This window comes from Nonomuraea angiospora, from assembly GCF_014873145.1.
Classification (GTDB): Bacteria; Actinomycetota; Actinomycetes; order Streptosporangiales; family Streptosporangiaceae; genus Nonomuraea; species Nonomuraea angiospora.
On the sequence record NZ_JADBEK010000001.1, the window covers coordinates 8276563 to 8300596 of the forward strand.

28 protein-coding genes are annotated in these 24034 nt (G+C 70.3%); 18 read left to right on the top strand and 10 right to left on the bottom strand.

Going from position 1 to position 24034, the window contains the following annotated elements:
- Positions 1-63 precede the first annotated feature (63 nt).
- Together H4W80_RS37905 and H4W80_RS37910 are read right to left on the bottom strand one after the other, a co-directional pair.
- A complete protein-coding gene (locus H4W80_RS37905; RefSeq protein WP_318787250.1) occupies positions 64-720 on the bottom strand; it encodes a response regulator transcription factor in 657 nt (218 codons plus the stop codon).
- Complete coding sequence (locus H4W80_RS37910) at positions 717-1838, bottom strand: sensor histidine kinase (RefSeq protein ID WP_192789456.1); 1122 nt, start codon at positions 1836-1838, stop codon at positions 717-719. Before H4W80_RS37910 ends, H4W80_RS37905 begins: the two co-directional genes overlap by 4 nt.
- 331 nt (positions 1839-2169) lie before the next feature.
- On the opposite strand from H4W80_RS37910, the gene H4W80_RS37915 reads away from it, so the two are divergent.
- The 9 genes from H4W80_RS37915 to H4W80_RS37955 all read left to right on the top strand — a co-directional run bounded on the left by H4W80_RS37915 (position 2170) and on the right by H4W80_RS37955 (position 9419).
- On the top strand, positions 2170-3333 hold the full coding sequence (locus H4W80_RS37915) for an acetoin utilization protein AcuC (RefSeq protein ID WP_192789457.1): 1164 nt from the start codon (positions 2170-2172) through the stop codon (positions 3331-3333).
- Positions 3334-3346: 13 nt separating this feature from the next.
- Positions 3347-4129 (top strand): phosphatase, encoded by a 783-nt coding sequence (locus tag H4W80_RS37920; protein WP_318787251.1) that lies wholly within the window; start codon positions 3347-3349, stop codon positions 4127-4129.
- A gap of 312 nt (positions 4130-4441) precedes the next feature.
- Positions 4442-4645 carry a helix-turn-helix domain-containing protein gene (locus H4W80_RS37925; RefSeq protein ID WP_026214222.1) on the top strand — a complete coding sequence of 68 codons (204 nt, stop codon included), beginning with the start codon at positions 4442-4444 and terminating at the stop codon, positions 4643-4645.
- 184 nt (positions 4646-4829) lie between these two features.
- A complete protein-coding gene (locus H4W80_RS37930; RefSeq protein ID WP_018654693.1) occupies positions 4830-4928 on the top strand; it encodes a 30S ribosomal protein bS22 in 99 nt (32 codons plus the stop codon).
- Between the two features lie 22 nt (positions 4929-4950).
- Complete coding sequence (locus H4W80_RS37935) at positions 4951-5946, top strand: NAD-dependent epimerase/dehydratase family protein (RefSeq protein ID WP_192789458.1); 996 nt, start codon at positions 4951-4953, stop codon at positions 5944-5946.
- Positions 5943-6845 (top strand): lysophospholipid acyltransferase family protein, encoded by a 903-nt coding sequence (locus H4W80_RS37940; protein ID WP_378526199.1) that lies wholly within the window; start codon positions 5943-5945, stop codon positions 6843-6845. The genes H4W80_RS37935 and H4W80_RS37940 overlap by 4 nt, the downstream gene beginning before the upstream one ends.
- Positions 6846-6920: 75 nt before the next feature.
- Positions 6921-7715 (top strand): SDR family NAD(P)-dependent oxidoreductase, encoded by a 795-nt coding sequence (locus H4W80_RS37945; protein ID WP_192789460.1) that lies wholly within the window; start codon positions 6921-6923, stop codon positions 7713-7715.
- A gap of 106 nt (positions 7716-7821) precedes the next feature.
- Positions 7822-8400 (top strand): RNA polymerase sigma factor, encoded by a 579-nt coding sequence (locus H4W80_RS37950; RefSeq protein ID WP_192789461.1) that lies wholly within the window; start codon positions 7822-7824, stop codon positions 8398-8400.
- Between the two features lie 2 nt (positions 8401-8402).
- Positions 8403-9419: an LCP family protein gene (locus H4W80_RS37955; protein WP_192789462.1), complete on the top strand. Its 1017-nt coding sequence runs from the start codon at positions 8403-8405 to the stop codon at positions 9417-9419.
- Between the two features lie 107 nt (positions 9420-9526).
- On the opposite strand, the gene H4W80_RS37960 is transcribed toward H4W80_RS37955, so the two are convergent.
- Genes H4W80_RS37960 through H4W80_RS37970 form a run of 3 tightly spaced genes read right to left on the bottom strand, consistent with a single transcriptional unit; the run spans position 9527 to position 11751 of the window.
- On the bottom strand, positions 9527-10402 hold the full coding sequence (locus H4W80_RS37960; protein ID WP_192789463.1) for an HAD family hydrolase: 876 nt from the start codon (positions 10400-10402) through the stop codon (positions 9527-9529).
- A gap of 18 nt (positions 10403-10420) precedes the next feature.
- Positions 10421-11053 carry a DUF5667 domain-containing protein gene (locus H4W80_RS37965; protein WP_192789464.1) on the bottom strand — a complete coding sequence of 211 codons (633 nt, stop codon included), beginning with the start codon at positions 11051-11053 and terminating at the stop codon, positions 10421-10423.
- A gap of 59 nt (positions 11054-11112) precedes the next feature.
- Positions 11113-11751 carry a sigma-70 family RNA polymerase sigma factor gene (locus H4W80_RS37970; RefSeq protein WP_192789465.1) on the bottom strand — a complete coding sequence of 213 codons (639 nt, stop codon included), beginning with the start codon at positions 11749-11751 and terminating at the stop codon, positions 11113-11115.
- A 178-nt stretch (positions 11752-11929) separates the two neighbouring features.
- On the opposite strand from H4W80_RS37970, the gene H4W80_RS37975 reads away from it, so the two are divergent.
- A complete protein-coding gene (locus H4W80_RS37975) occupies positions 11930-13399 on the top strand; it encodes a putative quinol monooxygenase (RefSeq protein ID WP_192789466.1) in 1470 nt (489 codons plus the stop codon).
- On the opposite strand, the gene H4W80_RS37980 is transcribed toward H4W80_RS37975, so the two are convergent.
- Positions 13389-13625, bottom strand: coding sequence for a glutaredoxin family protein (locus H4W80_RS37980; protein ID WP_192789467.1), 237 nt, complete (start codon positions 13623-13625; stop codon positions 13389-13391). The genes H4W80_RS37975 and H4W80_RS37980 overlap by 11 nt on opposite strands.
- 115 nt (positions 13626-13740) lie before the next feature.
- Between H4W80_RS37980 and H4W80_RS37985 the strand changes: the two genes are divergently transcribed.
- The 6 genes from H4W80_RS37985 to H4W80_RS38010 all read left to right on the top strand — a co-directional run bounded on the left by H4W80_RS37985 (position 13741) and on the right by H4W80_RS38010 (position 19914).
- Positions 13741-14418, top strand: a complete 678-nt coding sequence (locus H4W80_RS37985; protein ID WP_192789468.1) for a redox-sensing transcriptional repressor Rex — start codon at positions 13741-13743, stop codon at positions 14416-14418.
- Complete coding sequence (locus tag H4W80_RS37990; RefSeq protein ID WP_192789469.1) at positions 14415-15671, top strand: glutamyl-tRNA reductase; 1257 nt, start codon at positions 14415-14417, stop codon at positions 15669-15671. The genes H4W80_RS37985 and H4W80_RS37990 overlap by 4 nt, the downstream gene beginning before the upstream one ends.
- Entirely contained in the window at positions 15671-16582 is a 912-nt protein-coding gene (hemC, locus tag H4W80_RS37995; protein WP_192789470.1) for a hydroxymethylbilane synthase, read from the top strand. The genes H4W80_RS37990 and hemC overlap by 1 nt, the downstream gene beginning before the upstream one ends.
- Before the next feature lie 35 nt (positions 16583-16617).
- Positions 16618-18126, top strand: coding sequence for a bifunctional uroporphyrinogen-III C-methyltransferase/uroporphyrinogen-III synthase (locus H4W80_RS38000; RefSeq protein WP_192793985.1), 1509 nt, complete (start codon positions 16618-16620; stop codon positions 18124-18126).
- Between the two features lie 39 nt (positions 18127-18165).
- Positions 18166-19149, top strand: coding sequence for a porphobilinogen synthase (hemB, locus tag H4W80_RS38005; protein WP_192789471.1), 984 nt, complete (start codon positions 18166-18168; stop codon positions 19147-19149).
- Positions 19150-19284: 135 nt separating this feature from the next.
- Complete coding sequence (locus tag H4W80_RS38010; RefSeq protein WP_192789472.1) at positions 19285-19914, top strand: bifunctional DNA primase/polymerase; 630 nt, start codon at positions 19285-19287, stop codon at positions 19912-19914.
- 2 nt (positions 19915-19916) lie between these two features.
- On the opposite strand, the gene H4W80_RS38015 is transcribed toward H4W80_RS38010, so the two are convergent.
- Entirely contained in the window at positions 19917-20321 is a 405-nt protein-coding gene (locus tag H4W80_RS38015) for a PIN domain nuclease (RefSeq protein WP_192789473.1), read from the bottom strand.
- Positions 20321-20554 (bottom strand): type II toxin-antitoxin system VapB family antitoxin, encoded by a 234-nt coding sequence (locus H4W80_RS38020; protein WP_185069970.1) that lies wholly within the window; start codon positions 20552-20554, stop codon positions 20321-20323. Before H4W80_RS38020 ends, H4W80_RS38015 begins: the two co-directional genes overlap by 1 nt.
- 97 nt (positions 20555-20651) lie before the next feature.
- Here H4W80_RS38020 and hemL point away from each other — a divergent pair, with 97 nt between their 5' ends.
- Positions 20652-21941 carry a glutamate-1-semialdehyde 2,1-aminomutase gene (gene hemL / locus H4W80_RS38025; RefSeq protein ID WP_192789474.1) on the top strand — a complete coding sequence of 430 codons (1290 nt, stop codon included), beginning with the start codon at positions 20652-20654 and terminating at the stop codon, positions 21939-21941.
- Here the strand turns inward: hemL and H4W80_RS61540 are convergent.
- Both H4W80_RS61540 and H4W80_RS61545 read right to left on the bottom strand, forming a co-directional pair.
- Complete coding sequence (locus tag H4W80_RS61540; RefSeq protein WP_318787637.1) at positions 21938-22489, bottom strand: DMT family transporter; 552 nt, start codon at positions 22487-22489, stop codon at positions 21938-21940. The genes hemL and H4W80_RS61540 overlap by 4 nt on opposite strands.
- 57 nt (positions 22490-22546) lie before the next feature.
- On the bottom strand, positions 22547-22888 hold the full coding sequence (locus H4W80_RS61545; protein ID WP_318787252.1) for an EamA family transporter: 342 nt from the start codon (positions 22886-22888) through the stop codon (positions 22547-22549).
- A gap of 184 nt (positions 22889-23072) precedes the next feature.
- Between H4W80_RS61545 and H4W80_RS38035 the strand changes: the two genes are divergently transcribed.
- Positions 23073-23993, top strand: coding sequence for a LysR family transcriptional regulator (locus H4W80_RS38035; RefSeq protein ID WP_192789475.1), 921 nt, complete (start codon positions 23073-23075; stop codon positions 23991-23993).
- Positions 23994-24034 lie beyond the last annotated feature (41 nt).

Here is a 24034-nt window from a genome sequence, read left to right on the forward strand (position 1 = left end):
GCCCGCGCCCGGTTTCCTCCTGCCCGGGAACCGTCTGCGGCGAGGGGGTCTGGGAGCGTGGTCCTACTCTCCTGGGCGGATCAGCGCCGCCTCATATGCCACGATCACGGCCTGCGCCCGGTCCCTGACGCCGATCTTGGCGAACAGGCTCGTCACGTGGTTCTTGACGGTCGAGGGGGAGACGGACAGGCCCTGGGCGATCTCGGAGTTGGACCTGCCGCGGGCGATCAGCACGAGGACCTCCCGCTCGCGATCGGTCAGCCCGTCCAGCTCGGCGGGGACCGGCCTCGGCCGGGACGCGTGGACGAACGTGCCGATCAAGCGGGTCAGCAGGCGCGGCGCGACGGCCGACTCGCCCCGGTGCACCACGCGTACGCCCTCGATGAGCTCCTCGGGGGAGACGTCCTTGGGCAGGAACCCGCCGGCGCCCGCCCTGAGCGCCGCGACCACGTTCTCGTCCAGGTCGAACGTGCTCAGCGCGAGCACCCGCACCTCCGGCAGCTCCGCGGTGATCAGCTCGGTCGCGCGCACCCCGTCGAGGCCCGGCATGTGCAGGTCCATCAGCACCACGTCGGGCCGCAGCCGTCGGCACAGCTCCACCGCCTCGGCCCCGTCCGCGGCCTCGCCGACCACGCCGAGGTCGGGCTGCGCGTCGAGCATCAGCCGGAAGCCCTTGCGGACCAGCTCGTGGTCGTCGGCCAGCAGTACCTTGATCTTCACGGCGTCTCCAGGGGGATGCGGGCGTGCACGCGGAAGCCTCCTTCTGGGCGGGGCCCGGTCGAGAGCTGGCCGCCGCATAACGCCACCCGCTCGGCCATGCCGCCCAGCCCGAAGCCCGGCGTGCCGCCGCCGGCCGCCAGTCCGTCGTCCACCACCTCGACCTCCACGGCCCGGGGCTCGTACACCAGCCGCACGCTCGCCCTGGCGCTGGTCGCGTGCTTGCGGGTGTTGGTCAGCGCCTCCTGCACGATCCGGTAGACGGCGTGGTCGACGGTCGCGGGCAGGGCGACGGGCTCACCCGTCACGACCAGGATGGCGGGCAGCCCCGCCGACTTCGCCTCCTTGATCAAGGAGGGTAGCCGGTCCGCTCCCACCCCCGTCGCGGCGTCCGGGCCCTCGCTGCCGTCGGCCCTGAGCACGTCCAGCAGGCGGCGCATCTCCGACATCGCCTGCCGGGCGGTCTGCTCGGCGCTCTCCAGCGCGTTCCTGGTGACCTCCTGCTCGGGCGGCAGCGTCGCCCGCGCGCCGCCGACCAGGGCGTTGATGACGGTGATGTGGTGGGCGACCACGTCGTGCAGCTCCCTGGCGATGCGCCGCCGCTCGGCGTGCACGGCCGCGTCGGCGGCCTCGCGCCGGCCGCGCTCGGCGAGCTCGGTCCTGAGCCGGACGATCAGCCCGATCCCCACGGGCACGCCGACGGAGAACAGGGAGATCACCCAGCCGCCGGTGAGCTGCCTGAGCACTTCCGCCGCCGTCGAATACCCGGCGAACACCGCCACCGTCGCGATCGCGGTCGTGCGGCCGGCGGTGTAGCGGCCCACGCTGTAGAGCGCGATGGACGAGGCCACGCCGGTGTTCAGGGACGTTCCGGTCGCGATGCTCACGACGTCCACCACGGTCACCAGGGCGACGGTGAGGAGCGGCCTGCGGCGGCGCATGAGCAGGAGCGGCATGCCCGCCAGGTAGGACGCCACGCCCCGGACGGTTTCCAGGTCGCCCCGGGGCAGCGTGTAGAGCAGCGCGATCAGACCGGGAAGGGAGAGCACCACCACCAGCGTCGTGTCGAAGACCCTGGGACGTCTGAAGAAGCGCACGATCTTGAGGAAGGTTCGCCGCACGCTCAAGACACTAAGTCACGAAATTTGCGGATCACTGCCTACAGCGACGCGTCTGCGCTGCGGTAACGTCGGCCCCTAGGATGCGAGGGAGCGCCGTCGCCTGGACTGAGGAGCGGCGGGAGCGCAGCGACCAGAGCGACGAGGGAAGGCGACGGCTCCCCAGCGACCGAGCCGCCTCCACGAAGTGGAGGCCATGAACAGGTGAGGGAGCGCCGTTGCCTGGACTGAGGAGTGGCGGGAGCGCAGCGACCAGAGCGACGAGGGAAGGCAACGGCTCGGAGCGACCGAGCCCGCCTCTGCGGAGCAGAGGCCATGAACACGAGGGGTTGGGATGAGCCGGTCGGCGCGGGTGATCTGGGACGACGCTCTCACCTCCTACAACTTCGGCCCGAGCCACCCGCTCGCCCCCGTGCGCGTCGAGCTGACCATGGCGCTCGCCCGCTCGCTCGGCGTGCTCGACAAGGTCGAGCTGGCCGGCTGCGAGCCCGCGACGGACGCCGAGCTGGCCATGGTCCACACGAGCGGCTACATCGAGGCGGTCAAGCGCGTCTCCGCCGCCGGGCGGCCCGACCTCGCCGCCGGGCTCGGCACGTCGGACAACCCCGCGTTCCAGGGCGTGCACGAAGCCTCCGCGCTGATCGCCGGCGCCTCACTGGCCGCCGCCCGCGCGGTCTGGGAGGGGACGGCCGAGCACGCGGTCAACGTCGCGGGCGGCCTGCACCACGCGATGGCGGCCTCGGCCAGCGGCTTCTGCGTCTACAACGACCCAGCGCTGGCCATCGCGTGGCTGCTCAGGCAGGGGGCCGGCCGGATCGCGTACGTGGACGTGGACGTCCACCACGGCGACGGTGTCCAGGCTGCCTTCTACGACGACCCCAGGGTCCTGACGATCAGCCTGCACGAGAGCCCGCGCACGCTGTTCCCCGGCACCGGCTTCCCGGAGGAGACAGGGGCGGAGGGCACGTCCGTCAACGTCGCCCTCCCGGCGGGGACCGGCGACTCGGGGTGGCTGCGGGCCTTCCACGCGGTCGTGCCGCCGCTGCTGCGCGAGTTCAGGCCGGAGATCCTGGTCACCCAGCACGGCTGCGACAGCCACGCGCTCGACCCCCTGGCCAACCTGATGCTCAGCGTCGACGGCCAGCGGGCCGCGTACGCCGCCCTGCACCGCCTGGCCCACGAGTGCGCCGGCGGCCGGTGGATCGCCACCGGCGGCGGCGGTTACGAGCTGGTGCAGGTGGTGCCGCGGGCGTGGACCCACCTCATCGCCGAGCTGGCCGGTCATCCGGTCGATCCGGCCACGCCGACGAGCGAGAGCTGGCGCCAGTTCGTCAGGGAACGTACGGGCGAGACGCCACCGCTCACGATGACCGATGGTCGCAATCCGGAATTTCGTGACATCTCCGGTGGTTATGACCCAGCGGACCCCATTGACCGTGCTGTCATGGCGACCCGACATGCGGTGTTCCCCCTGCACGGCCTCGATCCGATGCCCTAACGAGGAAATTGCTGTGCTTAGCCGCGACCAACTACGAGAGCACCTTGTCCAGACTCGAATAGCCGGCGACGTCGCGACCCCCCGAGAGAACAACCTCGACCACTACAGTTCGCTCGCCAACGGCGACCCGCACTACAAGCTGGGCCTGACCTTCGACCAGCCGTGGTCGTACCGCGACATCCTGGCGCTGATGGCCAAGTCGGCCGGCGTGGTCCCCGACCCCGACCACCGCTGGGGCCAGGACACCATCGACCCCGACCTGACGATCGACGCGCTCGACGACATGGCCGAGTCCATCGCCGCCGTGCTGTCCCGGGAGAACCCGCGCGTCCTGCTCGCCACCGGGCACCCGACCGGGCTGCTCGCCGTGCACCTGCCGCTGGCGCGGCTGTGCGCCGAGCGCGGGGCCGAGCTGATCGCGCCGGGCGAGGGATGGTCGTACTCCGGGGCCAATTTCGGGCGTCGGCGGAAGATCCGCTACTTGCAGGACGTCGCCATGCTCGACGACCGGGGCGCGTTCGTGCACACCCACGACGCCACGCCCATGTGTCACATGATCGACGAGCTCGGCGGGGAGCTTCCGGACCTCGTGATCGCCGACCACGGCTGGGCGGGAGCGGCGGGAGAGGCCGGTGCGCACACGGTGGCGTTCGCCGACAGCAACGACCCCGGACTCTTCCTCGGCGAGGCCGAAGGAAAGATTGACGTGGTCGTACCGCTCGATGACAATGTGCTACCGCGCTTTTACGCTCCGCTTACGGAGCGGATCGTCACTCAGGTCTCACGAGCCCTTTGAGTCGAATTCGGCCCTCCCGATACCGTCTTTTCGCGCCTGCATTCCAAGAGGCTCGCTGTCCCTTTGCCAACTTTTGATGGGGCTCCGGCGACTCTTATGTGTGGCAACTTGGACAGTTCCAACGTCCAGGTGAGGTGCTCTGCCCGGCTGCTCACCAGCGATTTCGCTGGTTCGGCTGACAGGCGGCTCCGGCGACTGAGAAACTAGGGGGTTTGCGCACCCGGAGTCCCGACTTACGCTGACGGCAGTACACGTGCGTGAGCAATGGCACCAGTGGGGATAACCCGGAAACACGTGCGGAAGAGGCGTCCGATGGGTGCAGGCGAAAGACCTCTCAGCGAGGTGAAGTTCCTGACCGTCGCGGAAGTGGCGACGGTCATGAGGGTGTCCAAGATGACGGTGTACCGGCTCGTCCACTCTGGCGAGTTGCCGGCCATCCGTGTCGGCCGGTCGTTCAGGGTGCCTGAGCAGGCGGTACACGACTATCTGCGGGAGGCCTACATCGAGGCAGGCTGAAGTAGCGATGTGACCCGTCATGTCGTGAATGTCGTGAAAGCTGTCCCGGGAGGGGCCCGGCCGCCGGAAGGCGCGACCGGGCTCTCACCCCCCGGTGGGGCGATCCACCGTCGATCGCCGGTAGTCTGTGAGCCGGTGTGCGCTCGCACTCCGGTCAGACTTGCTATCAGTACCTGGGGGTCCCGTGGGCTCTGTGATCAAGAAGCGCCGCAAGCGGATGGCTAAGAAGAAGCACCGCAAGCTGCTCAAGAAGACGCGCATCCAGCGGCGTAACAAGAAGTAACTTACGCAGCTGCGAGGCGCTGATGACCCACACCGTGCTGGTCACCGGGGTCTCGCGCCATATCGGCGCCCGGGTGGCGAGCCTACTTTCGTCCGACCCGGACATCAGCCGCGTCATTGGAGTTGACACCGTGCCGCCCCCCCGGCTCACGCGGGACGGCGGCATCTCTCTCGGCCGGACTGAGTTCGTCCGGGTGGATTTGCGCAGCCCTGACATCGCTCAGGTGATCGCGGCTGCCGACATCGACACCGTTGTGCACATGAGCCTGGTCAGCGCTCCCTCGAGGAGCGGTGGCAGGGCCGCCATGAAAGAGCACAACGTGATCGGCACCATGCAACTGCTCGGTGCCTGCCAGCGGTCGGCGACCGTGCGGCGCGTGGTGGTCCGCTCCACCACCGCCGTCTACGGCTCGTCGCCGCGGGATCCCGCGGTGTTCACCGAGGACCTGGAGCCCCACGACGGCCCCACCCACGGCTACGCCAAGGACGCGGTCGAGGTCGAGGGCTACGTCCGGGGCTTCGCCCGGCGACGTCCCGACGTGACGGTGTCGATGCTGCGCTTCGCCAACTTCATGGGTCCCGGCGTCGACTCGCCGCTGACCCGTTACTTCACCCAGCCGGTGCTGCCGACCGTGTTCGGCTTCGACCCGCGACTGCAGTTCATCCACGAGGACGACGCGGTCGAGGTGTTGCGCCGGATGGCGACGGAAGACCACCCCGGCACGTTCAACGTGGCCGGGGCAGGCGTGCTGCTGCTGTCGCAGTGCGCCAGGCGGGCGGGCCGGCCCTCGATGCCGCTGCCCTCGCCCGCGTTCAAGGTGCTGGGCAACGCCGTACGCAGGATCGGGCTGGTCGAATACTCGCCCGAGCAGGTCAGGCTGATGTGCCATGGCCGCGCGGTCGACACCTCCGCGCTGGAGGCGGCGCTCGGATGGAAGCCCAAGTTCACGACCGGGGCGGCGTTCGACGACTTCTTGCGCTCGCACGGCCTGCACCCGCTCGGAGGTGTGCTGAGTTGAGCGTTCCCCAGGAGCATGAGGACGCCGTGGTGATCCCGATCAGCGCGGCGCCGTCGTTCGAGGAGCCCGATCGGGTGGCCAGGCTGCTGGCCTTCCTGCGCAGGCGCGTCGAGGGCGACTACGAGGTCGACGAGTTCGGCTACGACGCCGAGCTGACCGACAAGGTGGTCCTGGAGCTGATCAGGCCGCTCTACACCGACTGGTTCAGGGTGGAGACGGTCGAGCTGAAGAACATCCCCGACGAGGGCGGGGCGCTGGTCGTCGCCAACCACTCGGGCACGCTGCCGCTCGACGCGCTGATGCTGCAGGTGGCCCTGCACGACGAGGCGCGCCGGCCGCTGCGGCTGCTCGGCGCCGACCTGGTCTACCAGCTCCCGGTGCTCAGCCACCTGGCCCGCAAGACCGGCCACACGCTGGCCTGCCCCGAGGACGCCGACCGGCTGCTGCGCAAGGGCGAGCTGGTCGGGGTGTTCCCCGAGGGCTTCAAGGGCGTCGGCAAGTCGTTCGGCGACCGCTACCGGCTGCAGCGGTTCGGCCGCGGCGGCTTCGTGGCCTCGGCCATCCGCGCGGGGGTGCCGATCGTGCCCACCGCGATCGTCGGGGCCGAGGAGATCTATCCCAAGGTCGGCGACCTGAAGTTCCTGGCCAGGATGCTCGGGCTGCCCTACCTGCCGATCACGCCGTTCTTCCCGCTGCTCGGGCCGCTCGGGCTGGTGCCGCTGCCGTCCAAGTGGATGATCGAGTTCGGCGAGCCGATCCGCACCGACGAGTACGAGCCGTCCGCGGCCGACGACCCGATGCTGGTCTTCAACCTCACCGACCACGTACGCGAGGTCATCCAGCAGCTGCTCAACGAGCTGCGGCTGCGCCGGGGACACGCCTTTCCGCCCTTCGTGTGAAACCTGCTGTGCAACCCACGGGGCGCCTCCGGTGTTCGACGGACGACAAAGTCACCGAACATCGTGAGGAATCCCATGGATCTTCAGCTTTCCGGCCGCGTCGCCGTCGTCACCGGCGCGTCCAAGGGCATCGGACTGGCCGTGGCCACCACCCTGGCCGAGGAGGGCGCCCACGTCGTGGCGGCCTCGCGGACCCGTGCGGACGAGTGGCCCGACAAGGTCGTGCACGTGCCCGTCGACCTGATGGACCCCGAGGCGCCCGCGCGGGTCGTGGCGCGGGCCGTGGAGGAGTTCGGCGGGGTGGACATCCTGGTCAACAACGCCGGCGGCCCGCCGCCCGGGGCGACGCTGCCGCGTGCCGGGTTCCTGACGCCCTCCGACGAGGACTGGGCGGCCATGTTCGAGTTCAACCTGTTCGCGGTCGTACGCATGATCCGGGCGGCCCTGCCCGTCATGCAGGAGCGGGGCGCAGGCTCGATCGTCAACGTGTCCTCCACCATGAGCAGGCAGGCCGGCCCCGTGAACGTCGACTACGGCGCCGCCAAGGCGGCCATCAACCAGCTCACCAAGTCCCTCTCGGAGGAGTACGGGCCCCAGGGCGTCAGGGTCAACACGGTGATGCCCGGCGCGGTGCTGACGGACTGGTGGACCAAGGAGGGCGGCGCGGCCGAGGTCTTCGCGGGGATGGCGGGCTCCGACAAGGAGAGCGTGATCAACGAGGTCGCGCCGGCCTCGATGAAGATGGTCACGGGGCGGCTCATCCACCCGCAGGAGATCGCCGACGCGGTCGCCCTGCTCGCGTCGCCGCGCTCCGGCAGCACCACCGGCGCCGAGTTCGTGATCGACGGCGGTCAGCTCAAAGAAGTGTGAGCGCGAGATCGCTGCTTGCGGCGGACCGCTGAACGCGGCCCGCCGTGAACCCTTCAGGCGGGTTGTGGCGAGACATCCGTGACCGATCCCCCACAGAAGGGCGGAGATGATCACTCAACCCGCCACCAGGGGAGCGGATGCGGAGCTCGTGAGCGCCTCGTGGACCGAACCTGAGGCGTTCGCCGAGCTCTTCGACCGCTACTCCGCGATGCTCTACCGGTACGTCTCCAAACGCCTCGGCCCCGAGCCGGCTGAGGACCTCGTCGGTGAGACGTTCCTGGTCGCCTTCTCCCGCAGGAAGAGCTACGACCTGGCGTACCCGGACGCCCGGCCGTGGCTCTTCGGCATCCTCACCAAGCTCATCTCCCGCCACCACCGCAAGGAGGCGGCCCGCTACCGGGCCCTCCTGCGCGCCCCTGTCGACTCCCACGTGGAGTCGCCCGCGGACCGGGTGGCCGCCGGGGTCACCGCCCAGGCCGTCCGCGCCGAACTGGCCGGGGCCCTCGCGGCGCTGCCCGCCAAAGATCGGGACGTGCTGCTGCTCATCGCCTGGGGCGATCTCACGTACGAGGAGGTCGGGCGGGCGCTCGGCATCCCCATCGGGACCGTGCGCTCCCGCCTCAACAGGGGCAGGCGGAAGGTGCGGGCCGCGCTCGGCGACACCAACCCCATGGAGGAGGAGTGACGATGGACGACCTGAAGCTGCTCCGGGACCTCGGGGAGAGGATCGGGCACGAGCCGCCCGCGACGCTCGTCCGCCAGCGCGAGCGCCTGCTGCGCGCGCGTCCCCGCCGCCGGTGGGCCGGCTGGTGGACGGCGGGGCTCGTCGCGGTGGCCACGGCCGGCGCCGTCGCCGTGCCCGCCGTGCTCGTCAGCGGCCGCCACACGGCCGCGCCGCCCGCCGGTTCGCAGGCCGTGGACATGAGCGGCACGCGGAACGTGCTGGTGATCGGCTCCGATACCCGCCAGGGCGACGGCAACGCCAAGTACGGCCCCCAGTTGGCCAGGCAGGACGGCGGCGGCGGCAAGCGCTCCGACACCATCATGATCGTCAACGTCCCGGCCGACCGCGGCCGCGCCACCGTCGTCAGCGTCCCGCGCGACTCGATGGTCCAGATCCCGCGCTGCGGCTCGTCGCCCGCGAGGTTCGGCCAGATCAACTCCGCGTACGACACCGGCGGGGCCGGCTGTCTCAAGCGCACTCTGGAATCTCTGACCGGGCTGCGGATCCAGCACTCGGTGGAGGTGGACTTCGCGGGCTTCAAGGGCATGGTGGACGCGCTGGGGGGCGTCGAGGTCTCGCTGCCCAGGCCCGTGGACGACAAGGCGTCCAAGCTCAGGCTGCCGGCCGGCAAGCACCTGCTGAACGGGGAGAAGGCGCTGGGCTACGTGCGGCTGCGGCGCTACGGCGACGGGTCGGACGTCCAGCGGATGCAGCGGCAGCAGACCCTCGTGCTGGCGATGTTGAAGAAGGCCCGGTCGGGGTTGTCCTCACCCGAGCGGCTCAAGCCGTTCCTGGAGGAGGTGCGCAGGTCGGTCAAGACCGATCTGAACCTGGAGTCGATGTACGAGCTGGCCACCGAGTTGTCGGGCACCAAGCTGGACTTCACGACGGTCCCATGGGAGCCGCATCCGGAGGACAAGAACCGCCTGCAGTGGAAACAACCGGACGCGGCCAAGCTCTTCAAGCGCCTCGGAGGGTAACGACTCGCCGTAACGGCGCCCGGCCCCGCACACCTCGTAAGCGTCCCCCTGGACAGGGGCCGACCCCGTGCGGCGGGTGGAGCCGCCCGTGCTCCGCCGTAAAAGAACTAGATCGAGTTGCGATAGTGGCGGCGGAGCGCGATGCCGGCGGCGATGCCGCCGGCTATGGCGCCCACGCCGGCCGCGATGGGCAGGGCCGTCAGGGTCGCCTTGCGGCCGGTGCGGAAGTCCTTGATGGGCCAGTCGTGCTTCCTGGCGTGCTCGCGCAGCTCGCTGTCCGGGTTGATGGCCACCGCCGAGCCCACCAGCGACAGCATGGGCAGGTCGTTGGCCGAGTCGCTGTAGGCCGTGCAGCGGGTCAGGTCGAGCCCCTCGCGGCGGGCCAGGGCCCGCACCGCCTCCGCCTTGGCGGGGCCGTGCAGGAGGTCGCCCACCAGGCGCCCCGTGTAGATCCCGTCGCGGGTCTCCGCGACCGTGCCGAGGGCGCCGGTCAGGCCGAGCCGCTGCGCGATGACGCGGGCCAGCTCCACGGGGGTGGCGGTGACGAGCCAGACGCGCTGGCCCGCGTCCAGGTGGCTCTGGGCGAGGGAACGGGTGCCGCCCCAGATGCGGTCGGCCATGACCTCGTCGTAGATCTCCTCGCCGAGGTGTACGACGTCGTCGACCTTGGCCCCCGCCACGAACGCCAGCGCCGTCTCCCTGGCGACCGCGATGTGCTCGGGGTTCTCGTTGCCGCGCAGCCTGAACACGGCCTGCCCGACTGCGAACTTCATCAGGTCGGACGTCGTGAACATGCCCCGCGTCGCCAGCCCCCTGGCGAAGTGGTAGATCGAGGCCCCGCGCATCATCGTGTTGTCGACGTCGAAGAACGCCGCCGCCTGCAGGTCCGGCTCGACCGGGGCGACGGTGGCCGCCGCCTGCGCCGCGGCCTCGCCGGCGACCTCGGGCGCCACCTCGTGTCCTCGTCGAATTAGCCGCCACATGGCGCTCAGCTTACTTTCCTAGTCAGGCGCGACCAGACCCTCGATGTAGTCAAGGTATCCCTCCGCCTGGGCAAGTTGTGAGTCGTCGAGCTGCTTGAGTATCGGCCCGACCACCTTCTTCTGGTCGCGGGCGAAGGTCTTGATCTTAGGGGAGCGCGGCTCCGCCCGCTCCAGCCTGCTGATGCCCGAGCGCGTCGACTCCTCCATGTCCTTCAGCGTCCTGCCGACCAGCGGGCCGCCCTCGGCCGAGCCGAGCAGGGTGGCGACCTCCTGGGCCCGGGTCTTGGCCGAGGCGAGCTCGCGCTCGCCGCGTTCGGCGTCGTCGCTGCTGAGGCGTACGAGGGTGCTCTCCGCGGCGCGCTTGAGCGGGTAGAGGGAGTCTCCCGGCACCGACTGGTACGTGGCGAAGGAGGAGATCATCATGACCGCCGCCAGCCCCAGCGTGGCCAGCTGCGACAGCAGCGGCCGCCGGCGCGCCGGACGGCGGCGGGCGGGCGCCTGCGGCTCGGGCGTGTCCAGGAGCGCGCCGGACAGGAGCTCCGCGCGCAGCCGCTCGCGGAAGGCGGGCTCGGGCATGCCCCCGAGCGGCAGGGTGCGCAGCTCCGCGAGATGCTCGAGCACGAGCTCCCGCTCCCTGCGCGCCCTACCCATGACAGCTCCCTGACTGATCCGGCAGTGACATCTGACTAACGAGGTGCGGATGGGGGAAGTTACGCCAGGTCGTGCTTAAGTGCCCTGGCCAGCGCCCGGACGGCGCGGAACTGCAGCGCTTTGATCGCTCCACTCTTCTTCCCCATGATCAGCGCGGTTTCCGCGAGCGAGAGGCCGTGCAAGAAGCGCAGGACCACACACTCCTGCTGCTCGGGATTGAGATCTCGTACGGCACGCAGCACCCTGTCGTTGATGATGGCGTTGACCACGGCGTTCTCAGGGATGTGCGAGCCGTCGAGAGGCACGTCGACGATCTCGCCCGTCGGGATCTCCAGCCGGTAGCGACCGGACTTGAAGTGGTCGGTGACCAGATTTCTGGCGATGGTCACGAGCCACGCGCCGAAGTCGCGTCCCTGCCACGTGAAATCGCCGATCCTGCGCAGCGCGCGCAGGAAGGTTTCGCTGGTGAGGTCCTCGGCTAATTGGTGCGATCCCACCCGGAAGTAGATGTAGCGATAGACGAGATCCACATACCGGTCGTAGAGCGTGCCAAAGGAATCGGTGCAGCCACTTTTGGCATGCAGCACCAGCGTGCGGATGTCGTCGGGCACTTCTTCGCGCACGGCGGGCTCGCCCGTCCGGGCAGGCACAGCGACCGCTGGCGCAAGCAGCCCGGCGAACGGTGACGAGTCAGGCATCCGGTATCCCTAGGGGTAAGGGGTGCGGCGTGCTCGAACACTCTAGAAATCAACCGGAAATTCCACAATCCACAGCTTGCTGGCATGACTAGGCGTAATCGGCAGATACCGTGTCTCCCGACCCGTTCCCTCTTCGGCTACCGGTCTGGGAGGTTCGTCCGGCAGCATTGGAGTCATCATGGAGATCCTCGTTGCCGTCATAGCCTTCGCCGGTGCGCTCCTGGCCGCGATCGCGGTGGGCGCCCTGATTCAACGACTTCGCGACGAGCCCGAGGGGTGGTTGATCGCCTGGACCGTTGCAGTCGTGTCTCTTTGCCTGTCACTGGCCGTGATCGGCATCGGCTACGTCTTCGGGTTCGGCTCGGTCACGTTCCGGATCTACCAGATCACCGGATCGCTGCTGGCGCCGCTCTGGCTGGCCGTCGGCATGGTCCAGCTGCTGGCGGAGAAGGTGCCGCCGAGGTTCCTCGCATGGCTGGGCGGCATCGCCCTGACGATCGTGTCGGTGGCCATCCTCGTCTTCGACCCGCTCAAGAGCGAGGACCTGGGCAAGTCGCTGCCGCCGGCCGCCAACTTCTGGGCGATCATCCCCGACAAGCTGCTGCTCGGCGTACACGTCGTCGACGTCCTGATCATGCTCGGCATGCTCGTGGTGGCGGGCCTCAAGTGGCGCCAGGGCGACGAGTACGACACCGACAACCTGCACGCGGCGGCGGTCATCGTCCCCTCGGGGATGGCGCTCGTGGGCGCGATGAGGTTCACGGTGCCGGCGCTGTTCACCACGGCGCTGCTCGCCGTCGCCGCCGCGGCCGTCTGGTACACCGTGCTGCGGCCCCTGGCGCCGTACGAGGACGACGACGAGGACGACTTCGACTCCGACCGCGACGAGCGCCCTTCGCGCCGGGACGAGCGCTCTCAGCGCCGCGAGGAGCGCGCGCAGCACCACGACGAGCGCCCCATGTTCCGCGACGAGGCGCCCATGCCGCCCCCGCCGGGTCCCAGGGGCGTGCCTGAGCCCGTTCCCGGCGGTCCCGGGCTTCCGCCCTCCCCCCCGCGCAGGTCGTCGGGCCTGGGCGATCTGGTGGCCGAATACCGGGCGGGCGACCAGGGGGTCGACTACGCCGCGCGGATGGCGCCGCCGCCCGACTCGGGGCCCTCGACCGGCTACATCATGAACGGCGCGCCGCCCGCCGCGCCGCCCCAGCGCCCCGACTTCGCGATGCCGGGGACCGGCGCGGTCTACCCGGGCGCCGAGCTGTTCTCGCCCGCCCCACAGCAACAACAGCAGCAGCAACAGCAGCCCGGCTCCGGCAAGCTCTCACCGACCATCTACGGTCTGCTCACCGTCTTCACGATCATGGACGGGGCCGGGGAGGCGTTCGACCGGCTGGCCGAGGCGACCGTCGAGGCCGTGCGCCGCGGCGAGCCCGACACGCTCGTGTACGCCTGCCACGCGGTCAAGTCGGCCCCCCTGCAGCGCATCGTCTACGAGCTCTACCGCGACGAGGTCGCCTACCGCGACCACCAGCGCCAGCCCCACGTCGAGAGGTTCCTCAACGAGCGGCAGGCGATGGTGCTGGCCACCAACGTCATCGAGCTCAACGTCAACGCCGCGAAGGTGGTGCCGCTCCCGACGGCTATGTACTGAGGGCCGCCCGCAGCCGGGTCTCGTCGACCCGCCAGAAGTCGTGCTGCACGCCGTCGATCAGCGTGACCGGGATCATCTCCCAGTACTTCTCCTGAAGCTCCTCGGAGGACTCGATGCTGATCTCCTCCCACGGCACCCCGAGCTCGCCCGCCACCTTGGCGATGATCTCTCGCGCGTCCTCACACAGGTGACAGCCGGGCTTCCCGAGCAACGTGATGCGATGCATAGGCACACGCTACCGTCGCGACTTTGTGCATCGGTTCACAAAGGGATTAACCTGAAAGACGGTTCGATTCCGTTCACGCGGTCCCCACACCGCCCGTCCCCTGGAGCTCCGGCACGTGAAGAGCCCGTCCCAGCCCCGTGACCGCGGCATTCCCGAGGCGACGGTCGCCAGGCTTCCGTTGTACCTCCGGGCGCTGCACGGGATGGCCGAGCGGGGCATCGCGACCGTCAGCTCCGAGGACCTGGCCGTCGCCGCCGGCGTCAACTCGGCCAAGCTCCGCAAGGATCTGTCACACCTCGGCTCGTACGGCACGCGCGGCGTAGGCTATGACGTCGAGTACCTCGTCTACCAGATCTCCCGCGAGCTCGGCCTGACGCAAGACTGGGCGGTCGCGATCGTCGGAGTCGGTAACCTCGGCCGCGCGCTGGCCAACTACGGCGGTTTCGTCTCCAGGGGCTTCCGGGTCGCGGCGCTCGTGGACGCCGACCCCGAAGTCGTGGGCGACACCATCGCGGGGTTGAATGTTGAGCACATCGACGAACTGGAAGCCGTCATCAAACGGCGTGGAGTCTCGATCGTGGTACTGGCGACACCGGCGGCAGCGGCGCAGGAAGTGTGCGATCGTGTGATTTCCGTGGGTGTGACCAGCATCCTGAACTTCGCCCCAGTTGTGCTTTCCGTCCCGGACAGCGTCGATGTCCGTAAGGTCGACCTATCTATCGAACTGCAGATTCTCGCGTTCCACGAGCAACGCAAGGCTGGGGGGCCACTCATGGCGGTGGACAGTCAATGAGTGTTCTGGCTATCGGACTCAGCCACCGGACCGCTCCGGTGGCGCTTTTGGAGCGCGTCTCGGTCACGGGCGACGCGCTCGCCAAACTCCTGTACGACGTGCAGCAGGATCCCTGCGTCGCGGAGGCCATGGTGGTCTCGACCTGCAACAGGGTCGAGGTCTACGTCACGGTCGACCGCTTCCACGCCGCCGTCACCGCCGTCACCGGCCTGCTCGGCGTCCACTCGGGGGTCCCGGTCGAGGAGCTGACCCCGCACCTCTACGTGCACTACGAGGAGCGGGCCGTCGAGCACCTGTTCTCCATGGTGTGCGGGCTCGACTCCATGGTCGTGGGCGAAGGCCAGATCCTCGGCCAGGTCCGCCAGGCGCTCAAGCTGGGTCAGCGCCACGGCACCGTCGGCGCCACCCTCAACGAGCTGGTCCAGCAGGCGCTGCGGGTCGGCAAGCGGGCGCACCACGAGACCGGCATCGACAAGGCGGGCGCCTCCCTCGTCTCCGCCGGCCTGGCGCTGGCGGGCGACCTGGCCGGGCGGCGGGCGCTGGTGGTCGGGGCCGGCTCCATGAGCTCGCTGGCCGCCGTCACGCTGGCGCGCGCCGGGGTCACCGACATCGTCGTGGCCAACCGTACGTACGAGCGCGGCGCGCGGCTGGCCGAGTCCGTCGGCGGCCGGGCGGTGGGCTTCGCCGCCGTGGCCGACGAGCTGGCCGAGGCCGACATCGTCATCACCTGCACGGGCGCCGGGCGGCACGTCATCACCCCCGGCATGCTGAGCCGGCCCGCGTTCCTGCTGGACCTGGCCCTGCCGCACGACATCGACCCGGGCGTGCGGGCCGTGCCCGGCGTCACGCTGGTGGATCTGGAGACCATCCAGGAGTCCGGGATCGGCTCCCGCGGCGGCGACGCCGTCGAGTCCGTCCGCGCGCTCGTGGCCGAGGAGCTGCGCGCCTACCTCGACGCGGAGCGGGCCGCCAGGGTCACCCCGACCGTGGTGGCGCTGCGCAGCAAGGCGGCGAGCGTGGTCGAGTCGGAGCTCGGCCGCCTGCTCATGCGGGTGCCCGACCTCGACGAGAAGGCGCGCGACGAGGTCGCCATGACCGTGCAGCGGGTCGTCGACAAGCTGCTCCACGAGCCCACCGTGCGTGTCAAGCAACTCGCCACCTGCCCAGGCGGCGATCATTACGCGGAAGCGCTGCGTGAGCTGTTCAATCTCGATCCGAAGATGCCCGAGGCCGTGAGGGAGGTGGAGCTGTGATGTCGGGAGCTCTGCGGCTGGGGACGCGCCGGAGCCTGATGGCCACCACGCAGTCCCAGATGGTGGCCGACGACTACACGCGCCTCACCGGGCGCGCGGTCGAACTGGTGGGCGTCACGACGTTCGGCGACGTCACCAAGGCGCACCTCGCGCAGCTCGGCGGCACGGGAGTGTTCGTCAGCGCGCTGCGCGACAAGCTCATGGAGGACGAGGTCGACTTCGCCGTCCACTCGCTGAAGGACCTGCCGACCAAGCAGGACCCGCGCTTCACGCTGGCGGCGATCCCGGCCCGGCACGACCACCGCGACGCCCTGGTCGGCCCGCACAAGTTCGCCGACCTCGCGCCCGGCGCCCGGGTCGGCACCGGATCGCCGCGCCGGATCGCCATGCTGAGCGCCCTCCGGCCCGACCTGGAGTACGTCCCGATCCGCGGCAACGCCGACACGCGTATCGGCAAGGTAACCTCAGGTGAGCTCGACGCGGTCGTGCTGGCCTCGGCCGGCCTGACCAGGATCGGCCGCGACGCCGAAATCGCACAGATCTTCGAGGTGGAGGAGTTGCTGCCGGCTCCCGGTCAGGGCGCGCTGGCCGTGGAGTGCAGGTCCGACAGGACCGACCTCATCGAGTTCCTGAGTGTTCTCGACGACCCGCGCACGCGCTCCGCGGTGGCCGCCGAGCGAGCCGTGCTGGCGGCTCTCGAGGCTGGTTGCGCCGCACCGGTGGGTGCTTTCGCGGCCGATGACGGGCACACTCTGAACCTGACCGCCGTGGTCGTCTCCATCGACGGCCGCGAGGCGGTCCGCAAGTCCGCCGCCGGATCTCCTTCGGAGGCCGCGAACCTGGGCCGCCTCCTGGCGGCCGAGATGATCGCCGAAGGAGCCGACAGATTGATGGGGGAGCATTCCCATTGAGCTCCGATAGTCCAACCTCCGGATTCGTCGCCTTCGTGGGCGCGGGACCCGGCGATCCCAACCTGCTCACGCTCCGCGCCGCCGAGTTGCTAGCCAAGGCCGACGCCGTGGTGCTCGGCGACGACGAAGCACACCGCCCGCTGCTGCGCCACTGCCGCGAAGGCGTCGAGGTCGTGGAGGACGACCTGGTCAAGCGGGCCAAACACGGGCAGCTCGTCGTGCGCCTGTGCGAGGGCGACCCGATGCTGTTCTCCTCGATCACCGAGGAGGTCGCGGCCTGCGCCGCGGCGGAGGTGGACTTCGAGATCGTTCCCGGCGTGCCGCCCGCGACCGCCGTGCTCACCTACGCGGGCATCCCGGCCGCGAGCTCCGTCCCCGAGTTCCGGATCGTGGACGCCGCGCAGGAGCAGGACTGGGCCTCGCACGCCGCCTGCCCCGGCACTCTGGTGATCTACAACGGCATCGGCGACGCGGTGGCCATCGGCAAGGCGCTCATCGCGGGCGGCAAGCCCGACACCACGCCCGTCGCGGTCAGCAGCGCCGGCACCACCACCGAGCAGTACACCGTCGTGTCCTCGCTCGGCCGGCTCCAGCCCGACCTCAAGCACGCCGGGTTCACCGAGCCGGCGCTCATCGTGGTCGGCGAGGCCGTGGGCCTGCGTGACAAGCTGTCGTGGTTCGAGACCAAGCCGCTGTTCGGCTGGCGGGTGCTGGTGCCCCGCACCAAGGAGCAGTCGCGCAGCCTGTCCGAGCAGCTCGTCGCCTACGGCGCGGTGCCCGAGGAGGTGCCGACCATCTCTGTCGAGCCGCCCCGCACGCCGCAGCAGATGGACCGCGCCATCAAGGGGCTCGTCACGGGCCGCTACGAGTGGGTGGCCTTCACCAGCGCCAACGCGGTCAAGGCGGTGCGCGAGAAGTTCGAGGAATACGGCCTCGACGCGCGGGCCTTCGCCGGGCTCAAGGTGGCGGCCGTGGGCGACGCGACCGCGCTGGCCCTGGTCGAGTTCGGGGTCAAGCCCGACCTGCTGCCGTCGGGGGAGCAGTCCTCCGAGGGGCTGGTGGCCGAGTGGCCGCCGTACGACTCGATGCTCGACCCGATCAACCGGGTGCTGCTGCCGCGGGCCGACATCTCCACCGACACGCTGGTGGCCGGGCTCACCGAGCTGGGCTGGGAGTGCGACGACGTCACCGCGTACCGCACCGTGCGGGCCGCGCCGCCGCCCGCGCCCATCCGCGAGGCGATCAAGGGCGGCGGCTTCGACGCCGTGCTCTTCACGTCCTCCTCCACCGTGCGCAACCTGGTGGGCATCGCGGGCAAGCCGCACAACGTCACGGTGATCGCGGTCATCGGGCCGCAGACGGCCAAGACGGCCGAGGAGTTCGGGCTCCGGGTGGACGTGATGGCCGACAAGCCGTCGGCCTCCGCCCTGGCCGCCGCGGTGGCCGAATACGGGGCCAAGCAGCGCCAGGCGGCGCTGGCGGCGGGCGACACCCCGCGCCGGCCGTCGCAGAACCGCCGGGGCGCCAGGAGAAGAGCCAGGTGAATTCCTAGTCTTCGCGTTCTCGCGATTGAGGAGTGGCGTATGACCGCGCAGTACCCTGTGGCCCGGCCGCGGCGGCTGCGTCGCAGCCCCGCCCTGCGTCGGATGGTGGCGGGCACCAGGTTGCACGCCGCTGACCTGATCCTGCCCGCGTTCGTCAAGGAGGGCATCGCCGAGCCGCACCCCGTGGCCTCGATGCCGGGCGTCTTCCAGCACACCCGCGACTCGCTGCGCAAGGCCGCGCACGAGGCGGCGGAGGCGGGCGTCGGCGGGATCATCCTGTTCGGGATCCCCGCGGTGAAGGACGCGCGGGGCTCGGCCGCCGACGATCCCGACGGGATCCTGCAGGTGGCGTTGCGTGAGGTGAACGCCGAGGTCGGCGACGCGGTCGTGGTCATGGCCGACACCTGCCTCGACGAGTTCACCGACCACGGGCACTGCGGGATCCTCACCCCGTCCGGCGACGTGGACAACGACGCCACGCTGGAGCGCTACGCCTCGATCGCGGTGGCCCAGGCCGCCGCGGGGGCGCAGATGGTGGCGCCGAGCGGGATGATGGACGGCCAGGTGGGAGCGATCCGCTCGGCCCTGGACGGGGCCGGCTATGGAAACGTCCCGATCTTGGCCTATTCGGTGAAGTACGCGTCCGCCTTCTTCGGGCCGTTCCGCGAGGCCGCCGAGTGCGCGCCGCAGTTCGGTGACCGCAGCACCCACCAGCAGGACCCCGCCGGGCTGGTGGAGGAGGCGCTGCGCGAGGTCCGGCTCGACCTGGCCGAGGGCGCCGACGCCGTCATGGTCAAGCCGGCGCTGGCCTACCTCGACGTCATCACCCGCGTGCGTGACGAGGTGGACGTCCCGGTGGCGGCGTACCAGGTGAGCGGCGAGTACGCCATGATCGAGGCGGCCGCCGCCAACGGCTGGGTGGACCGGGACCGCATGATCACGGAATCGCTGGTCGCGATCAAGCGCGCCGGGGCCGACCAGATCCTCACGTACTGGGCGACGGAAGTGGCACGGAGGCTCTAACGAGGGGGTTTCCCGTCAACTCCTGAGGCCTGTGCGTTAGAGTGCGATAACAAGTGCTGGTGTGTCCCGCGTGGCGCGTATGACTGCCCGGAGCCGGGACCTCTTCAGGCACTGGGGACTCGACGGGAGACACCAATGGTGGGGGTACCACTGGCTCGGCGTACCAGAAAACGGTCGCGGCCGACGCGCATCGGCACCGTGCTCGAATACGCCGCCATGGGCTGGCCCGTCGTGCCGGGCGCCTATCCGCTGCGTCACGGGCCGCGCGCCTGCTCCTGCGACCGCCTCGGCTGTCCCGACCCGGGTGCCCATCCGCTCTCGCCCGCCTGGAATCTGCAGGCCACGACGGACACGGCGCTGCTGACGCGCTGGTGGCAGGCCGAGCCCGAGGCCAACGTGATCCTGCCCACCGGACGCGTGTTCGACGTCTTCGACGTACCGCTCGCCCTCGGCCTGTCGGCCCTCACCAGGATCGACAACGCCGGAGCACACCCGGGCCCGGTCGCCGCCAACGGCGACCGGGTCTTGTTTTACGTGGCCACGCGGGGCAACCCGGAGGACGAGGACGAGTGGTGGTCGTGCCAGCTCGACTGCGACCCCGCCACGATCGACGACACGCCGGGGCTGAGGTGGCACTGCCGCGACAGCTACGTCCTCGCGCCCCCGTCGACCCTCCCCACGGGGCAGCCCGTCTCCTGGCTCCGGCCCCCGAACGGCCAGCCGCTGCCGGACCCGCTGCGCATCCTGGAGTGGCTGGCCGACTGAGATCAGAACCGGCGGATGTCGCGCTGGTCCACTTCCGCCATGACCTTCGCCACCGTGGCGAAGTCATCGTCGACGTGCAGCACCGTGAGCCCGTGGTGCACGGCGGTGGCGCACAAAAGCAGATCGACTACTCCCGCCGAGCGGTGTTGGCCGTGCTGTGTCAGCTTGTACTGCGCGTTCTCCACCCACCGCCAGGCGGATTTCGGGACGGGCGCGAGCTCGCAGAGGGAGTTGAGGTCCTCCTCCAGTTCGTCCCTGTGGGCAGGGCCGGTGGCCGAGTAGAGAAACTCCGTTCTGGTCGGCTCGCAGATCCGCAGCGGCTGCGTGGTGATGCGGTCGCCCCACTTCTCGAGCACGTCTGCGTTTCGCAGGATGTACCACAGCGCCGAGGTGTCGATGAGATACATCAGGTGATGGCCTGTTTCCAGGCCGCCTTCGCCGCCTGGTGAGCGGCCGCGGCCTCGTCGAACTCGCCACGCTGGGCGCGGGCGGCGAGCCTCTCCAGCGCCTCGATCCGCTTTACCCGTGCGACATACTCCCGGAGGGCGAGGTTGACGGTGTCCTTCTTCGTCGTCGTCCCCATCATGCGCATGGCCTCTTTGAGGGCGTTGTCATCAATGTCGATCTGGGTGACTGACACGCTTCCTCCTAATGTTGATAACCCTTAAAGGTTTCATACATGGCCACTATAACTCCCGGCCGGGGAGCCGGGGGCTGTCCCGGCTAACCTGGGTCGGGTGAGCCGTACACAGAACTCCGAGGACCTGTTCGCCCGCGCCCGCCGGATCGTGCCCGGGGGTGTCAACTCGCCGGTGCGTGCGTTCGGCGCGGTCGGCGGGACGCCGCGCTTCATGGTCTCCGGCCAGGGCCCCTACATCACCGACGCCGACGGCAACCGGTACGTCGACCTGGTGTGCTCCTGGGGCCCCATGATCCTCGGGCACCGGCACCCCGCGGTCGTCGAGGCCGTGTCCGGGGCGGTGGCCAACGGGTTCTCCTACGGCACCGCCACCCCCGGCGAGGTGGAGCTGGCCGAGGAGATCGTGGCCAGGGTGGCGCCGGTCGAGAAGGTGCGGCTGGTCAGCTCGGGCACCGAGGCGACGATGAGCGCGGTGCGGCTGGCCAGGGGGTTCACCGGGCGGTCGAAGGTGATCAAGTTCGCCGGGTGCTACCACGGGCACGTCGACGCGCTGCTGGCCGCGGCCGGGTCCGGGGTGGCGACGTTCGGGCTGCCCGACACGCCGGGCGTGACCGGGGCGTCGGCGGCGGACACGATCGTGCTGCCGTACAACTCGATCGAGGCCGTCGAGGCGGCTTTCGCCGAGGTCGAGGTCGCGTGCGTGATCACGGAGGCCTGCCCGGCGAACATGGGGATCGTCCCGCCGAAGGACGGGTTCAACGCGCGCCTGCGCGAGCTGTGCACGGCCCACGGCGCGCTGCTCATCGTCGACGAGGTGCTGACGGGGTTCCGCGTCTCGCCCGCGGGCTGGTACGGCCTGCAGCCGGTGGAGGCCGACCTGATGACGTTCGGGAAGGTCATGGGCGGCGGCCTGCCCGCCGCGGCCTTCGGCGGACGGGCCGAGGTGATGGCCCTGCTCGCGCCCGAGGGGCCCGTCTACCAGGCGGGCACGCTGTCGGGTAACCCGCTGGCCTGCGCGGCCGGCCTGGCCACGCTGCGCGCCCTGGACGACGTGGCCTACGAGCGGGTGGACGCCGCAGCCCTCGCCGTCGGCGACGCGGCCTCGGAGGCGCTGTCGGCCGCCGGGGTGCCGCACCGGCTGCAGCGGGCGGGCAACCTGTTCTCGATCTTCTTCACGGACGCCGAGGTGACGAACTTCGCCGAGGCCAAGACGCAGAACACCGCCGCGTTCACCGCGTTCTTCCACGCGATGCTCGACCAGGGCGTCTATCTGCCGCCGTCGGCGTACGAGGCCTGGTTCCTGTCGGCCTCCCACGACGAGGAGGCGCTGGGCCGCGTGGCCGAGGCGCTGCCGGCGGCGGCGAAGGCGGCTGCCGCCGCGCTCTAAGGGGTGGTGGCGGCGAGTGCCCGGCGGGGCTTCGTGCCCGCGTACAGGACGCCCGAGATGACCAGGGCCGCCGCCACCAGCTTCAGCCAGGAGATCGGCTCGCCGGTCACCAGCGCCGCCGACGACATGCCGAACACCGGCACCAGCAGCGTGTACGGCGCCACCGTGGAGGCGTCGTACCGGCGCAGGAGCCAGCCCCAGACGCCGAAGCCGCCGAGCGTGGAGACGAACGCCACGTACAGCAGCGAGAGCCACCCCTCAGCGGCCGGGTCCAGCACCGGCGCGCCCTCCAGCCAGAGGGACAGGAGCAGGAGCGGGATCGCGGAGAAGGCGCTCACCCAGACCATGAAGCGGAACGAGTCGGGCGGCGCGGCCTTGCGCTGAACCACGTTGCCGAGGCCCCAGGCGGCCGCCGCGGCCAGACAGAGGGCGAAGGCCCCGAAGGGGCCCGACACTCCGAAGTCGAGCGCGACCAGGGCCAGGCCGCCGAAGGCGACGCCCAGCCCGAGCACGCGGCGGGCGGTGAGCCGCTCCTTGAGCAGCGTCACCGCGAACAACACGGTGAAGATGGCCTGACAATGGGAAATCTGCGAAATGGACTGCCGCTACGGCCTTGACCAGGCGCGACGGTAGGGCGGCAGGCTGATGAGCAGGTTTCCCATTGGGTTGCTAATTAGTGAGGTCAGTCCGGCCGGCATGCCCGCTCGCATGCCCACGAGCAGGAATCCGAACTGGCCGACCCCGATGGTGGCCGCCACCCCCGCGACCCAGCGCCACGGGACTCCCGGGCGGCCGGCGAACAGCAGGGCGGGGAACGCCGCGAGGGCGAACCTGATGCCCGCGTACAGCAGCGGCGGGAAGTGCCGCAGGCCGGCCTGCATCACTACGAAGTTGAAGCCCCACACGGCTGCCAAGCCGATGGCGAGGGCGAGGTGGCGGGGTCTCACTCAGCGAGCGGGCTTCTGGTAGCGGATGCGCTGCTCGCGCGCCTGCTCGGCCAGCACCTTGAGGTAGGACGCGGAGCTCGGCTGCTGCTTCTTCGTCTTAAGGATTCTCATGCATCTATTTTCATCCGCTACACATTCAACGACAAGCGAGACTTTCTACGCTAAACCATTTAGGATGACTTACATGTTGGACTTGAACCGGCTCAAGGCCCTTCATGCGGTGCATGTCTACGGGTCGGTCGGCGCGGCGGCCGACGCCCTCATGGTCACGCCCTCGGCGGTCTCCCAGCAGATCGCCAAGCTGGAGCGCGAGACCGGCGCCCGGCTCATGGAGCGCAACGGGCGCGGCGTGCGCCTCACGGACGCGGCCGGCCTCCTGGCCGAGCACGCCGAGCGCATCCTCGCCCTGGTCGAGACCGCCGAGGCGGACTTCGAGGCGCTGCGCGGCGAGGTCGTCGGCCGGCTGAACATCGCGGCCTTCCCCACCGCCGCCCGCGGCCTCATGCCCGGCGCGCTCGTCTCGCTCCGGGAGCGCCACCCCGACCTGTGGGTCCAGCTCAGCGAGCGCGAGCCGGAGCGGGTGGTGCGCGAGGTGTCCAGGGGCGAGCTGGACCTGGGCGTCATCCAGGACTGGCTCAACCGGCCCATGGCCCTGCCCGAGGGCCTGTCCAGGGCCACGCTGCTCGACGACGTGGCCGACATCGCGGTGCCCGCCGACCACCCGCTGGCCCACGGCAGGGAGCTGGAGCTCGCCCAGCTACGCGACGACCATTGGATCAGCGGCTCGCCCGGCACCGTCTGCCACGACTGGCTCGTCTTCACCCTGCGCAACGCCTCGGTTGAGCCCGTGATCGCGTGCATGGCCGACGAGTACCCGACCCAGCTCGCGCTGGTGGCGGGCGGGCTGGGGTGCGCGATCGTGCCGCGGCTCGGCCGGGACTGCGTGCCGGACGGCGTGCGGCTCGTGCCGATCAGGCCACGCCAGACGCGGCGCATCTACGCCGTGTGGCGCACGGACGCGGCCCGCCGTCCCGCGATCAGGGCCATGGTGGAGGCGCTGGCCGAGGCGAGCAGGAAGCAGGAGAACGCCTGGGCCGTCAACTGAGCCGCCGGGCCTCACGCTGCTCATAGAGGGGGAGCGGATAG